Below are 13,198 nucleotides of genomic sequence, written 5' to 3' on the forward strand. Positions count from 1 at the left end.
AAACCTTGCGGAGAGCGCTGACATGGCGGGTGGACAGGGCCTAATGGCCGGCAAGCGCGGCCTTATTCTTGGCGTCGCCAATAACAGGTCGATCGCCTATGGCATTGCCAAGGCCTGCGTCGATCACGGCGCCGAGATCGCACTGACCTATCAGGGCGAAGCCTTCAAGAAGCGGGTCGAGCCGTTGGCGGCGGAACTGGGCGCCTTTGTCGCGGGCCATTGCGACGTCACCGATCCCGCGAGCTTGGACGAGGTTTTCGCCAATGTCGCCAAACACTGGGGCAAGCTCGACTTCCTCGTCCACGCCATCGCTTTTTCCGACAAGGACGAGCTGACCGGCCGCTATGTCGAGACGACGCGCGACAATTTCCTGCGCACCATGGACATTTCGGTCTATTCCTTCACCACCATCGCCAAGCGTGCCGAAGCGCTGATGACCGAGGGCGGGTCGCTGCTGACGCTGACCTATTACGGCGCCGAGAAGGTGATGCCGCACTATAACGTCATGGGCGTCGCCAAGGCGGCACTCGAGGCCAGCGTGCGTTACCTCGCGGTTGATCTCGGCGCCAAGAAGATCCGCGTCAACGCGATTTCCGCCGGCCCGATCAAGACGCTTGCCGCCTCCGGCATCGGCGATTTCCGCTACATCCTGAAGTGGAACGAATACAATTCGCCGCTGAAGCAGACAGTCACGCAGGAAGAAGTCGGCGATTCCGGCGTCTATTTCCTGTCCGACCTGTCGCGTGGCGTCACCGGCGAGGTGCACCATGTCGATTCCGGCTATCACGTCGTCGGCATGAAGGCGGTCGACGCGCCGGATATTTCGACGGTCAAGGATTAGTTCTCTCCGCCTATCCTCCGTCCAGGCCCTGGCCCGATCTCCGGAAGAGCTGATGTACCCGCTGGTTTATATCGTGCGCCACGGCCAGACCGCGTGGAACGCCGAGTTCCGGCTTCAGGGCCAGGCCGACACCGATCTCAATGCCCTCGGCCGCGAGCAGGCGACCAGAAACGGCCGTCGGCTGGCGGAACTCATCGGCGATCCCAACGAGTTCGACTTCGTCGCCAGCCCGATGAGCCGGACGCGCGAGACGATGGAACGCATCCGCGCCGCCATGAAGCTCGATCCGCTCGCCTATCGAACCGATGTCAGGCTCATTGAAGTCAATTTCGGCGATTGGCAGGGCTTTACATTTGCCGAGCTCGATACGCGGTCTCCCGGGGCAAGCAGGACGCGTGCTCGCGACAAATGGAATTTTCAGCCGCCGGGCGAAGGTGCCGAGAGCTACCAGATGCTGCTTGAGCGGGTGAAGCCATGGTTCGACGAGATCGACCGCAAGACGATCTGTGTCACGCATGGCGGTGTCATGCGCGCCCTGTTTCGCTTCGTGCTTGATAGGCCCGAGGACGAGGCCGCGAACCTGGAGATACCGCACGATCGCGTGCTCAAACTTGAAGGCAACAGCCTGGAGTGGCTTTAGGACGCCTGGTAAAGGCCAATTCCTAATGCATGTCGCCCAAAAGTGACCTCGGTTTTGGGGAAGACGATATGCACAAAAACAAGACCTAAAGCGTGTCGCATGAATCCGTTTCGACGCGACCCGCTTTAGTTCGTGTCGCTGTCTCCCGGCAACTGCATGTCGGTGACGACGTTTTCGCCATCGGTCACATCGTAAGCGATGACGATGTCCATGCCTGGCTTCAGCGCATCGAGATCGGTCTCGGCGTTCAGCTTGTAGGATTTGCCGTCATCAAGCGTCAGCGTCAACGCGTCCTTGTCGACCTTCTTGATCAGGCCTTCGGTCTGGCCGGCAAAGGCGGCGGTGGAAAGCAGCAGCGTGGCGGCAACAGCGCCAATCAGGGTACGCATCATCGTCCTCTTTGGTCATTGCGCCGGCCTGGGTGGCGGCGGATCCTCAACGGCGAATGGAGCAGAGCAGAAACCAACCGAATGTGTCAAAACTAAATCCGCCAGATCACAGTTTGACCACTGTGGAAAACGCCAATAGAAGGCTGGCTTCAGCCGGTTTCGATGCCGGGCAGGGCACTTTCCATGTCTCACAACACGTTTGGCCATCTTTTCCGCGTCACCACCTGGGGCGAGAGCCATGGCGCGGCGCTCGGCTGCGTGGTCGATGGCTGCCCGCCCGGCATCCGTTTCACACGCGATGAAATCCAGGCCGAACTCGACAAGCGCCGACCCGGCCAATCGCGCTTCGTCACGCAGCGCCGCGAGCCGGACGAGGTGAAGATCCTCTCGGGCTTCGTCCTCGACGAGGACGGCGCGACGATGATCACCACCGGTACGCCGGTGTCGATGCTGATCGAGAATGTCGATCAGCGCTCGAAGGACTATGGCGACATCGCCCGCCAGTTCCGGCCGGGCCATGCCGACTACACCTACGAGGTCAAATACGGGGTACGGGACTATCGCGGTGGCGGCCGCTCTTCCGCGCGCGAGACCGCGGCCAGGGTCGCCGCCGGCGCGCTCGCCCGCAAGGTGGTGCCGGGCATGGTGGTGCGCGGCGCGCTGGTGTCGATGGGCGAAAAGTCGATCGACCGCACCAACTGGAACTGGAATTTCATCGGCGACGCGGAAAATCCGTTCTTCACTCCGGACCCGGCTTCCGTTTCTGTTTTCACGCAGTATCTCGACGGCATTCGCAAGGCCGGCTCCTCGGTCGGCGCGGTGATCGAGATCGTCGCTGACGGCGTGCCTCCCGGCCTCGGCGCGCCGATCTACGCCAAGCTCGACCAGGACATTGCCTCCGGCCTGATGTCGATCAACGCCGTCAAGGGCGTCGAGATCGGCAACGGCTTCGAGGCCGCCCGCATCACCGGGGAACAGAATGCCGACGAGATGCGCATGGGCAATGACGGCAGGCCGGTGTTCCTGTCCAACAATGCCGGCGGCATCCTCGGCGGCATCTCCACCGGCCAGGCGATCGTCGCGCGCTTTGCCGTGAAGCCGACGTCGTCGATCCTGACGCCGCGCAAATCGATCGACAAGGACGGCAACGACGTGGAGGTGATGACCAAGGGTCGCCACGACCCTTGCGTCGGCATTCGCGCCGTGCCGATCGGCGAGGCCATGGTTGCCTGCGCCATCGCCGACCACTATCTGCGGCACCGAGGACAGACAGGAAGGGGATAGGGAATAGGGGACTAAGCTTGGCTGCCACGCCGAAACGGCCAAATTTTCCTTTTCCCTACTCCCGCACTATCCTATTCCCCTACTCCCTGCGAGTGAAACGAGCGCTTTATGCCTTACGACCAGAAGAAAATCGTCGAAGCAATTCGGGCCTTCGAACGCGGCGAGATCGTCGTCGTCATGGACGATGACGGGCGTGAGAACGAGGGCGACCTGATTGTCGCCGCCGTCCACTGCACGCCGGAGAAGATGGCCTTCATCGTGCGCAACACGTCGGGCATCGTCTGTACGCCGATGCCGCGCGAGGAGGCCAAGCGGCTGAACCTCGCGCCGATGGTGGCCGACAATGATTCGGCCCACATGACCGCCTTCACCGTCAGCGTCGACTTCAAGCATGGCACCACGACAGGTATTTCAGCCGACGACCGCACGCTGACCGTTCGCAATCTTGCCAACGGCAATGTCGGCGCCTCCGATTTCGTCCGCCCCGGCCACATCTTTCCGCTCATCGCGCGCGAAGGCGGCGTCTTGATGCGCTCGGGTCACACCGAGGCCGCGGTCGACCTCTGCAAGCTCGCCGGCCTGCCGCCGATCGGCGTGATCTCGGAACTGGTCAATGATGACGGCACCGTCAAGCGCGGCCCGCAGGTCGCGGCCTTCGCCGAGGAGCATGGTCTCAAGCAGGTATCGGTCGCCGACCTCATCGCTTACCGGCAGCGCAAGGAAACGCTGGTCGAGCGCGTCGCCTGCTCCGACATCGAGACGCTGGGTGGCAAGGCGCAGGTCTTCACCTACACGCTGCCCTGGGACACGATGCATCACGTCGCCATCGTCTTCGGCGATATCCGCGACGGCGAGGACGTGCCGGTGCGACTGCATTCGGAGGACGTCGTAACCGACGTGTTCGGCACCAGCCACCGCCTCGACGGCATCATGAAGGCGATGGGCGAGCGCAAGCGCGGCGTCATCGTCTATCTGCGCGAGGGCTCGGTCGGCGTCGCCCACCAGGAGCGCAACCGGCCGGCGCCGGGCGATCGCGAGGACCATGAAGAGGCGCGCCGGCGCGAGAGCGAATGGCGCGAGATCGGCCTTGGTGCGCAGATCCTGAAGGATCTCGGCATTTCCTCGATCAACCTGATCGCCTCGCGCGAACGCCATTATGTCGGCCTCGAAGGGTTTGGCATTCACATCGCCAAGACCGAGATTATCTGAGCTCAGCAAATCCTGGCTGTCATTCGGCCGGGATTGCCGCCTCGCATCCTTCCAACTCGCATTCGTGGGTGGCGAGGCTGCGCTGGCCGAGCAGCACCGTGACCAGTGCAATAACGCCCGATGCCACCGATACCCAGAACCCGTTCTGGGCGCCGAACGCATCCACCACCGCGCCGGCGGCGAACGAACCGAGCGCCATGCCGATGCCGATGCCGGTGGTCACCCAGGTGATGCCTTCGGTCAGCATCGTCTCAGGCACATGCCGTTCGATCAGGCCGAAGGCGGTGATGAAGGTCGGCGAGATCGCCACCCCGCTGATGAAGACAGTCAGCGCGAGCACGGGCACGGTGCTGGCGGTAAGCGGCAGCAGCGTGCCGAGCGCGACCAACGCGACCGCGATGGCGAGCTGGCGCTGCAGCGGTGCTGTCAGGTTGAGCGCGCCGATGATGATGCCGAGCACGAAGGAGCCCAGCGCATAGACGCCGATGACGAGACTTGCGGCGCCCGGCTGGCCGAGTTCTTTGGTGATCGCCACCGTGCTCACCTCCGTCGTCGCGAAAGTCGCGCCGATGAAGACCATTGCGAAGGTGATGATTTGAACCGGCACCAGGCGGATAGCCGAGCCGGTTGAGCCATGGTCCACCTGTCGCACCTGCGGTTCGGTCGAACGCTGCAGGATGAAGGCTATCGAGCCCAGGGCTAGGAACAGCGTGCTGACGAGCACGCCCGCTTCCGGGAACAGCGCGGCGCTGAGACCAACCGACAGCGATGCGCCGGCGATGTAGACCAGTTCATCCGCCGCCGACTCGAAGGCGAAGGCGGTGTTCATCTCGGGCCGGCCCCGGAAAATCTCGGTCCAGCGCGCGCGTACCATGGCCGGCATGCTTGGCATCGCCGCGGCCAGCAATGCCGACACGAATAGCGTCCATACCGGCCAGTCCTGATTGGCCGATGCGATCAGGGCCGCGAATGCGAGCACGGAGATGACCGTGGTGGGGACGACAACCCGCGTCTGGCCGAGGCGGTCGACCAACCTCGATATTTGCGGCGCCAGGAAAGCATTGGCCAAGGCGAATGTCGCCGAAACCGCACCCGCCAGCCAGTATTCGCCACGCGTCTGCGACAGCATCGCCACGATGCCGATCGGCGCCATGGCGATGGGCAGGCGCGCCATGAAGCCGGCGGCGGCAAAGCCCCTGGCGCCAGGAGCGCGAAAGATTTCCGAGTAGGGGTTTTGCATGATCCTGTTCCTCGACAAGGGACGATTCGACAATTACATACGAGACGTATAAGTGTTAAATAGACCATACGCCGCGTATGTCAATTGGCATACGGAGCGTATGTAGATAAGGCCAGAGCATGCACCGACCCCGCAAGGAGATGATCGCCGAGACGCGTGCCAAGCTGATCGCCGCGGCGCGCCAAGCCTTTGGCACCATCGGTTATGCCGAAGCGTCGATGGACGATTTCACCGCATCGGCCGGACTGACGCGCGGCGCCCTCTATCATCACTTCGGCGACAAGAAGGGACTGCTGCAGGCGGTTATCGCGCAAATCGATGCGGAAATGGCCGCGCGGGTGAATGAGGTCGCGTCGAGGGCGCCAACCCGCTGGCAGCATTTCGTCGACGAATGCACGACCTACATCGAAATGGCGCTGGAGCCGGAAATCCAGCGCATCATGTTCCGGGACGGTCCGGCCGTGCTGGGCGATCCGGCACAGTGGTCGAATGCCAATGCCTGCGTCGGTTCAATGACCGATCATCTGACCGCGCTGCAAGAGGAGGGGGTGGTCGTGCCGGGCCTCGATCCCGAGACGGCGGCGCGGCTGATCAACGGGGCGAGCAGTCAGGCCGCGCAGCGGATCGCCAACTCGAACGATCCCGAAGCGACGTCGAGGAAGGTGGTGGTCGCGTTCAAGCAATTGCTCGAAGGCCTGCTCGAGAAGCCGGAAGCGCGGCCAAACTGACCCGCAATCGGGCTCCGCCACCGCTCGCAATTGACAATAGACGGTTTGGGCGCATCCTCCACAGCCACCTCTGGGGGATTCGGGGCATGTGGGATTTCGATATCGGCAGGTCGGTGTCCATCATGATGCGGACCTGGCCTTTCATCGTCTTTCGCATGATCGTCTATTTCGGCATTACGCTGGCCTATATCATGGCCACCGGCACGGGTGCCTCGGTCGGCTATGGCGTCGGCCATATCTCCACCGATCCCGACGGGCCGTTGTCCTTTGCCATGTGGGGCGGCGTAGTTGGTTTCGGCCTCGTCTCGATCGCCGTCTACTGGATCCGCGAATACATCCTCTACATCGTCAAGGCAGGCCATATCGCCGTCATGGTGCATCTGATCGACGGCCATGACGTACCCGACGGCCAGAACCAGATCGCCTATGCGAAAGGGGTTGTGACCGAGCGTTTTGCCGAGGCGAACATCCTTTTCGTCGTCGACCAGCTGGTCAAGGGCGCCATCCGCGCCATCACCGGCCTGCTCGGCGGCATCGCGGCTTTCCTGCCCATTCCGGGCCTGAGCGGCCTGGTCTCGTTCCTCAACACGGTGATCCGCCTGTCGCTGACCTATGTCGACGAGATCATTCTCGGCTACAACATCCGCATCAATTCGTCCTCACCCTTCGAGACCGCGCGGCAAGGCGTTGTGCTCTACGCCCAGAACGGCAAGATCATGGTCAAGAACGCCGTCTGGCTGGCCGTGATCATGTGGGGGGTCTCCTTCGTCATCTTCCTGCTGATGCTGGCCCCGGCAGCCGCCATTCTTTACGTCATGCCCGGACAGCTCGCCGGTTGGGCCTTCGTTCTGGCCATCGTCTTTGCCTGGGCCTTTAAGGCGGCGTTCATCGAGCCGTTCGCCATCGCCTGCCTGATGCAGGTCTATTTCAAGACCATCAAGGGTCAGGTGCCCGATGCCGCCTGGGACGCCAGGCTGGCCGATGCCTCGTCGAAGTTCCGGGAACTCAAGCGCAAGGCGCTCTCCACCTTCGACGGTTCGCGCTGGGGCACGGCCGGCGCGACACGCTGATCGGTTGGGCTGGCGGGCCCACCGGCGACGGTGCTGAAGCGGGCCACTGTCGATTTGAGCGGCGCTTCGCCTTGCCCACAAAAAGTCTCGCTCATGATCAGGTCGGGCAACGGCAGCCGTCGGCCCCAGCCATGCGTTTCGAGATCCGGTTTTGGCGCGAACTCCGAGACACGGCCGACGCAGAGATAGGCGATCGGCGTCACGTGATCGGGGATGGACAGCAGGCTCTTCAGCGCTTGCGCCTCGATGATGCTGACCCAGCCGACGCCGACTCCCTCGGCGCGTGCCGCCAGCCAGAAATTCTGCACCGCGCAGACCGTGCTGTAGAGATCCATTTCCGGATTGTGCCACCGTCCCAACGGCGAGCCTTTCGAGCGCTCACGGTCGCAGGTGATACAGATGTTGAGCGCGCTTTCACAAATGCCTTCGAGCTTGAGCTTGCGGTAGAGCGCCCGCCGGTCCGCCTCGATTGCCGGCAGTTCCTGTTCGCGCGCGGCAAGGAACAGGTCGCGCACCTGCGCCCGTCGCGCGGCATTGCGAATGACGATGAAATTCCAAGGCTGCATGAAGCCGACCGATGGCGCGTGATGGGCGGCAAGCAGCAGTCGCGCCAGCACCTCGTCGTCGAGGGCCTCTGATGTAAAATGGCTGCGGACGTCGCGCCGCGTGAACATGGCGCGGTAAACCGCGTCGCGCGCTATCTGATCAAATCCATCGCCCGTTGGAGCGGTCATAGCTTCCGGCATCGCTTGTCCCCTTGCGATTGCAGCAGTTCAAATTCTCAGAGCGTACTTTGTGCGTCCAGGAGGACGCACGTCGTTCTGATGTCGTCCGCCTGACCATGCGGATGACGATGCCTGCCAGGCCGGTCTTCTGGCTCGGGATCAACCCGCGTCCGGTGCCTTCCCGTCATCGACAGTGGCACTTACCGGCGCGGTCCCCCTCACAGCGTTGGGCACGCCACGGTATCAAACCGTGTTCCCGATTCTCCCGCCAGAGCATTTGCTCCCAAGTGGAATCACTTGGCGTCGCGGAATGCGGCTAAAACAAACGTCCGGCAGGCACCAGGCAGTGGCGGCGACTTTACGCCGAAGCGCCGGCGACGCCAATGCCCGCAGCGACATGAATGGACGCAGGCGTGATTTTCCCCAGCGATCAAGCCGCAACGCATGGCCATCACGGCGCCGGGGCACTAGATAGGGGGACATGGCCACTCGTCTCTACACGCACCCGATCTTCCTCGAACACATCACCCCGCCCGGTCACCCCGAGCGGCCCGACCGCTTGCGCGCCATCGAGCGCGTGCTCGACGACGAAGCTTTTGCCGCGCTTGACCGCGTCGAGGCACCGCAAGGCGACGAGGCCACCATCCTCTACGCGCATCCCGCCGATTTCGTCGCGCGCGTGCGCGCCGCCATTCCCGATGAAGGCCTCGCCCGCATCGACGCCGACACCACCGCCAGCCCGAAGAGCTGGCAGGCGGTGATCACGGCGATCGGCGCCGCCAATGCCGCCGTCGACGACGTCTTTGCGGGCCGCGCCGACAATGTCTTCGTCGCCGCCCGGCCGCCCGGCCACCATGCTGAAAAGAACACGGCCATGGGCTTCTGCTTCTTCAACACTGCGGCTATCGCTGCCCGCTATGCGCAGAAGAAGCATGGCGCGGAGCGAGTCGCCGTCGTCGATTGGGACGTGCACCACGGCAACGGCACGCAGGATATTTTCTGGGACGATCCCTCGGTGCTCTATTGCTCGACGCACCAGATGCCGCTCTATCCCGGCACCGGGGCGAAGAACGAGACCGGCGCCGGCAACATCGTCAACGCGCCGCTGGCGCCGCAGACAGGCAGCGAGGTGTTTCGCGATGCTTTCCTGTCGCGCGTGCTGCCGGCACTCGACAATTTCGCGCCCGACCTGATCATCATATCGGCCGGCTTCGACGCGCACCATCGCGACCCGCTGGCGGAGATCAATCTGACCGAGGACGATTTCGACTGGGCGACCGGCCAGCTGATGCAGCGCGCCGCGCGCCATAGCGGCAACCGGCTCGTCAGCGTGCTCGAGGGCGGCTACGATCTGCAGGGATTGGCATTTTCGGTCGCCGCCCATGTCGGGCGACTGATGAAAGGATGAATGATGACTGGTGAGATCAACGAAGACGTCAAGGCGATGAGCTTCGAGCAGGCACTCGACGCGCTGGAGAAGATCGTCGATGATCTGGAGCGTGGCGACGTGCCGCTCGACCAGTCGATCCGGATCTACGAGCGCGGCGAGGCGCTGAAGGTGCATTGCGACCGGTTGCTGAAGGCCGCCGAGGACAAGGTCGAGAAGATCAGGCTGTCGCGCGACGGCAAGCCGGTTGGAACCGAGCCGCTCGACGCGGACTGAGGTGCGGAGCAGGCTTACCGACTTTTGGACACGATCATGATTGAGGATACAACTCGTCCCGATTGAAACGGACAAGAGGAGATACGGAAGCGATGTGCAGAAACATCAAGACCCTGTTCAATTTTGATCCGCCGGCAACCAATGACGAAGTCCGCGACGCGGCACTCCAGTTTGTCCGCAAGCTCAGCGGAACGACGCGACCGTCGAAACAGAACCAGCATGCGTTCGATCATGCGGTCGAAGCCATCGCGGCATCCGCACGCGAATTGCTTGATTCCCTCGAAACCCACCAGCACCCGCGCAATCGCGAAGAGGTGGCGGCCAAACTGAGAGCAAAGGCGGCGATCCGGTTCGCCTGATATGTCCAAAGCGGCCACCGAGCGCTGACCAGGAGAGTTCATGAGCTTCTTCCCGGGGAAAGACCCTGAGGCCGGCGATGCCTTCGCCAGCGACCAGATCGAACTGATGGTCATCCCCAACGCCAAGGATATTGGCGGCTTCGAGGTGCGCCGCGCCTTGCCGACCGCCAAGAGAAGGCTGGTCGGGCCGTTCATTTTCTTCGATCGCATGGGCCCCGCGATCATGCGCGCCGGCCAGGCGCTCGATGTCCGTCCGCACCCGCATATCGGCCTGTCGACAGTGACCTATCTGTTCGACGGCAAGATCAGGCATCGCGATTCGCTCGGCACCGAAATGGTGATCGAGCCCGGCGACGTGAACCTGATGACCGCGGGCCGCGGCATCGTCCACTCGGAGCGCACGCCGCAGGAATTGCGCGGCGCGCCGATGTCGATCTCCGGCCTGCAGACTTGGCTGGCTCTGCCGGACGGCAAGGAAGAGGTTGCACCGGTGTTCGAGAACACAGCGGCGCTGCGGCTTCCAGAGATCGATGCCGAAGGCGTCAGCGGCCGCGTCGTCATCGGTGACTTCCAGGGGTTGCGGTCCCCGGTGCGGGCGGATTCCGACACGCTCTACGCCGATTTGCGGCTGGCGCCCGGTGCCAGCGTCAAAATCCCGGCCGATGCGGAAGAGCGCGCCATCTACACGCTGGAGGGCGAGGTCTCGATTTCGGGCGACGTCTTTCCGGCTGAACGGCTGCTGGTGTTCCGGCCCGGCGACGAGATCGTCATATCGTCGCAAACCGGTGCGCATTTCATGCTGTTCGGCGGCGCCTCGCTCGGTTCGAAGCGTTACATCTGGTGGAATTTCGTCTCTTCGTCGAAGGAGCGCATCGAGCAGGCCAAGCAGGAATGGAAGACCGGCCGCTTCGATATCGTTCCTGGCGATGAGAAAGAATTCATTCCGCTGCCGGAAGGCTGAGCGGTGAGGGGCTGACCATCCGCGTCACCGACACGCATTTACTTTCGCCGGCCGGCGGCCTATCCCGCCGATGAAAAGAGAGTCTGGGCCCAACGTGAACGCAACGCCGCATACGCCGCTTCTCGACAAGGTTCGCGTCCCGGCCGACCTGCGCACGCTGGCCGAGAGCGAATTGCCGCAACTGGCGGCCGAGCTGCGCACCGAACTGGTCGATGCTGTCTCCCACACCGGCGGCCACCTCGGTGCCGGCCTTGGCGTGGTCGAACTGACGGTGGCGCTGCATTATGTCTTCAACACACCCGATGACCGGCTGATCTGGGATGTCGGCCATCAGGCCTATCCGCACAAGATCCTGACCGGACGTCGGGACCGCATCCGCACCTTGCGCCAGGAAGGGGGTTTGTCGGGCTTCACCCGCCGAGCCGAGAGCGAGTATGACCCGTTCGGCGCCGCCCACTCCTCGACGTCGATCTCGGCTGGTCTCGGCATGGCCGCCGCCCGCGACCTCTCAGGCGGCCGCAACAATGTCATTTCAGTCATCGGCGACGGCGCAATGTCGGCCGGCATGGCCTATGAGGCGATGAACAATGCCGGCGCGCTCGATGCCCGTCTCATCGTCATCCTCAACGACAACGACATGTCGATCGCGCCGCCGACCGGCGCGATGAGCGCCTATCTGGCGCGCCTGGCTTCCGGCAAGGCCTATATCGGCTTGCGCGACTTCGGCAAGAAACTGACCTCCTATCTCGGCAAGCGGGCCGATCGAGCCATCACCAGGGCCGTCGAGCATGCGCGCGGCTACGTCACCGGCGGCACTTTGTTCGAGGAACTCGGCTTCTATCACATCGGCCCGATCGACGGTCACAATCTGGAGCATCTGATCCCGGTCCTGAAAAATGTCCGCGATAACGGCAAGGGTCCGGTGCTGATCCATGTCGTCACCCAGAAGGGCAAGGGTTACGCGCCGGCGGAAGCGGCCGCAGACAAATACCATGGCGTCAACAAATTCGACGTCATCACCGGCGCGCAGGCCAAGGCGCCGGCCAATGCGCCGGCCTACACCAAGGTGTTCGCCGAAAGCCTGATCCAGGAGGGCCGCGATGACGACCGCATCGTCGCCGTCACCGCCGCCATGCCGAGCGGCACCGGCCTCGATCTGTTCGGCGAGGTGTTCCCGTCGAGGACCTTCGATGTCGGCATCGCCGAGCAGCATGCGGTGACCTTCGCCGCCGGCCTGGCGACGGAAGGCTACAAGCCGTTCGCGGCGATCTATTCGACGTTCCTGCAGCGTGCCTACGATCAGGTCGTCCATGACGTCGCGATCCAGAAACTGCCGGTGCGTTTCCCCATCGATCGCGCCGGCTTCGTCGGCGCCGATGGAGCCACCCATTGCGGCGCGTTCGACACCACCTTCCTGGCAAGCCTGCCGGGCTTTGTCGTGATGGCCGCCGCCGACGAGGCGGAACTGCGCCACATGGTGCGCACCGCCGCCAGCTATGACGATGGGCCGATCGCCTTCCGCTATCCGCGCGGCAACGGGGTCGGCGTCGACATGCCTGAGCGCGGCTCGGTTCTCGAGATCGGCAAAGGCCGCATCGTCCGGGAAGGCAGCAAGGTTGCCCTGCTGTCCTTCGGCACGCGCTTGAAGGATTGCCTCATCGCCGCCGAGGAACTCGGCGCGGCCGGGCTTTCCACCACCGTTGCCGACGCCCGCTTCGCCAAGCCGCTCGACCAGGATTTGATCCGCCGGCTGGCCCGCTCGCATGAGGTGCTGGTGACGGTGGAGGAGGGCGCTGTTGGAGGCTTCGCCAGCCATGTACTGCAGTTCCTTGCCCATGAAGGACTGCTGGAAAATGGCCTGAAGGTACGCCCGCTGGTACTGCCGGACGCCTTCACCGACCACGCCAAGCCGGAGAAGATGTATGCCGACGCCGGCCTCGACGCCGCCGGGATCGTGCACACTGTTTTCACGGCCCTCGGCCATACGGTCCGCGCCCAGCGCGCCTGAATCAAAACCTGAACAGCTTGGATCAGTTTGCCGGCTTTATTTTGTAACGCGTTGTTAACGCTGCCGTTTGGCGTTTCGCTT

13 protein-coding genes, 1 pseudogene and 1 riboswitch are annotated in these 13,198 nt (G+C 63.4%); of the genes and pseudogenes, 11 read left to right on the forward strand and 3 right to left on the reverse strand.

The window, feature by feature from the left end; translation table 11 throughout:
- The first annotated feature begins 22 nt into the window (after positions 1-22).
- Both fabI and O7A70_RS17960 read left to right on the forward strand, forming a co-directional pair.
- Positions 23-841 carry an enoyl-ACP reductase FabI gene (gene fabI, locus O7A70_RS17955; protein ID WP_015318818.1) on the forward strand — a complete coding sequence of 273 codons (819 nt, stop codon included), beginning with the start codon at positions 23-25 and terminating at the stop codon, positions 839-841.
- 52 nt (positions 842-893) lie between these two features.
- Positions 894-1,481: a histidine phosphatase family protein gene (locus O7A70_RS17960; RefSeq protein WP_337141573.1), complete on the forward strand. Its 588-nt coding sequence runs from the start codon at positions 894-896 to the stop codon at positions 1,479-1,481.
- Between the two features lie 125 nt (positions 1,482-1,606).
- On the opposite strand, the gene O7A70_RS17965 is transcribed toward O7A70_RS17960, so the two are convergent.
- On the reverse strand, positions 1,607-1,870 hold the full coding sequence (locus O7A70_RS17965; protein WP_023783490.1) for a DUF1344 domain-containing protein: 264 nt from the start codon (positions 1,868-1,870) through the stop codon (positions 1,607-1,609).
- Between the two features lie 183 nt (positions 1,871-2,053).
- On the opposite strand from O7A70_RS17965, the gene aroC reads away from it, so the two are divergent.
- Positions 2,054-3,154, forward strand: a complete 1,101-nt coding sequence (aroC, locus tag O7A70_RS17970) for a chorismate synthase (protein WP_337141575.1) — start codon at positions 2,054-2,056, stop codon at positions 3,152-3,154.
- Positions 3,155-3,262: 108 nt separating this feature from the next.
- Positions 3,263-4,363, forward strand: coding sequence for a 3,4-dihydroxy-2-butanone-4-phosphate synthase (gene ribB, locus O7A70_RS17975; protein WP_337141577.1), 1,101 nt, complete (start codon positions 3,263-3,265; stop codon positions 4,361-4,363).
- Positions 4,364-4,382: 19 nt separating this feature from the next.
- On the opposite strand, the gene O7A70_RS17980 is transcribed toward ribB, so the two are convergent.
- Positions 4,383-5,603 (reverse strand): MFS transporter, encoded by a 1,221-nt coding sequence (locus tag O7A70_RS17980; RefSeq protein ID WP_337141579.1) that lies wholly within the window; start codon positions 5,601-5,603, stop codon positions 4,383-4,385.
- 119 nt (positions 5,604-5,722) lie between these two features.
- Between O7A70_RS17980 and O7A70_RS17985 the strand changes: the two genes are divergently transcribed.
- Both O7A70_RS17985 and O7A70_RS17990 read left to right on the forward strand, forming a co-directional pair.
- Complete coding sequence (locus O7A70_RS17985) at positions 5,723-6,331, forward strand: TetR/AcrR family transcriptional regulator (protein ID WP_337141580.1); 609 nt, start codon at positions 5,723-5,725, stop codon at positions 6,329-6,331.
- Between the two features lie 86 nt (positions 6,332-6,417).
- Complete coding sequence (locus tag O7A70_RS17990) at positions 6,418-7,401, forward strand: hypothetical protein (RefSeq protein WP_337141582.1); 984 nt, start codon at positions 6,418-6,420, stop codon at positions 7,399-7,401.
- A gap of 86 nt (positions 7,402-7,487) precedes the next feature.
- Here the strand turns inward: O7A70_RS17990 and bluB are convergent.
- Positions 7,488-8,147, reverse strand: a pseudogene (bluB, locus tag O7A70_RS17995) (5,6-dimethylbenzimidazole synthase); the annotation flags it as partial.
- 100 nt (positions 8,148-8,247) lie between these two features.
- Positions 8,248-8,442: riboswitch (cobalamin riboswitch) on the reverse strand.
- A gap of 165 nt (positions 8,443-8,607) precedes the next feature.
- Here bluB and O7A70_RS18000 point away from each other — a divergent pair.
- From O7A70_RS18000 to dxs, 5 genes are all read left to right on the forward strand, one after another.
- Entirely contained in the window at positions 8,608-9,534 is a 927-nt protein-coding gene (locus O7A70_RS18000) for a histone deacetylase family protein (protein WP_337141583.1), read from the forward strand.
- Positions 9,535-9,537: 3 nt separating this feature from the next.
- Positions 9,538-9,789 (forward strand): exodeoxyribonuclease VII small subunit, encoded by a 252-nt coding sequence (locus O7A70_RS18005; RefSeq protein ID WP_015318808.1) that lies wholly within the window; start codon positions 9,538-9,540, stop codon positions 9,787-9,789.
- 92 nt (positions 9,790-9,881) lie between these two features.
- A complete protein-coding gene (locus O7A70_RS18010; protein WP_027035955.1) occupies positions 9,882-10,148 on the forward strand; it encodes a DUF2277 domain-containing protein in 267 nt (88 codons plus the stop codon).
- Between the two features lie 40 nt (positions 10,149-10,188).
- Positions 10,189-11,109 (forward strand): pirin family protein, encoded by a 921-nt coding sequence (locus O7A70_RS18015; RefSeq protein WP_337141584.1) that lies wholly within the window; start codon positions 10,189-10,191, stop codon positions 11,107-11,109.
- A 70-nt stretch (positions 11,110-11,179) separates the two neighbouring features.
- Complete coding sequence (gene dxs, locus O7A70_RS18020) at positions 11,180-13,117, forward strand: 1-deoxy-D-xylulose-5-phosphate synthase (RefSeq protein WP_337141585.1); 1,938 nt, start codon at positions 11,180-11,182, stop codon at positions 13,115-13,117.
- Positions 13,118-13,198: the final 81 nt, after the last annotated feature.

This window comes from Mesorhizobium sp. Cs1299R1N1 (assembly GCF_037179655.1).
Lineage (GTDB): Bacteria > Pseudomonadota > Alphaproteobacteria > Rhizobiales > Rhizobiaceae > Mesorhizobium > Mesorhizobium salmacidum.

Bases quoted from the DNA above. Each gene is read 5' to 3' on its own strand.
- fabI (WP_015318818.1), top strand. From the start codon at position 23: ATGGCGGGTGGACAGGGCCTAATGGCCGGCAAGCGCGGCCTTATTCTT.
- O7A70_RS17960 (WP_337141573.1), top strand. From the start codon at position 894: ATGTACCCGCTGGTTTATATCGTGCGCCACGGCCAGACCGCGTGGAAC.
- O7A70_RS17965 (WP_023783490.1), bottom strand. From the start codon at position 1,870: ATGCGTACCCTGATTGGCGCTGTTGCCGCCACGCTGCTGCTTTCCACC.
- aroC (WP_337141575.1), top strand. From the start codon at position 2,054: ATGTCTCACAACACGTTTGGCCATCTTTTCCGCGTCACCACCTGGGGC.
- ribB (WP_337141577.1), top strand. From the start codon at position 3,263: ATGCCTTACGACCAGAAGAAAATCGTCGAAGCAATTCGGGCCTTCGAA.
- O7A70_RS17980 (WP_337141579.1), bottom strand. From the start codon at position 5,603: ATGCAAAACCCCTACTCGGAAATCTTTCGCGCTCCTGGCGCCAGGGGC.
- O7A70_RS17985 (WP_337141580.1), top strand. From the start codon at position 5,723: ATGCACCGACCCCGCAAGGAGATGATCGCCGAGACGCGTGCCAAGCTG.
- O7A70_RS17990 (WP_337141582.1), top strand. From the start codon at position 6,418: ATGTGGGATTTCGATATCGGCAGGTCGGTGTCCATCATGATGCGGACC.
- O7A70_RS18000 (WP_337141583.1), top strand. From the start codon at position 8,608: ATGGCCACTCGTCTCTACACGCACCCGATCTTCCTCGAACACATCACC.
- O7A70_RS18005 (WP_015318808.1), top strand. From the start codon at position 9,538: ATGACTGGTGAGATCAACGAAGACGTCAAGGCGATGAGCTTCGAGCAG.
- O7A70_RS18010 (WP_027035955.1), top strand. From the start codon at position 9,882: ATGTGCAGAAACATCAAGACCCTGTTCAATTTTGATCCGCCGGCAACC.
- O7A70_RS18015 (WP_337141584.1), top strand. From the start codon at position 10,189: ATGAGCTTCTTCCCGGGGAAAGACCCTGAGGCCGGCGATGCCTTCGCC.
- dxs (WP_337141585.1), top strand. From the start codon at position 11,180: ATGAAAAGAGAGTCTGGGCCCAACGTGAACGCAACGCCGCATACGCCG.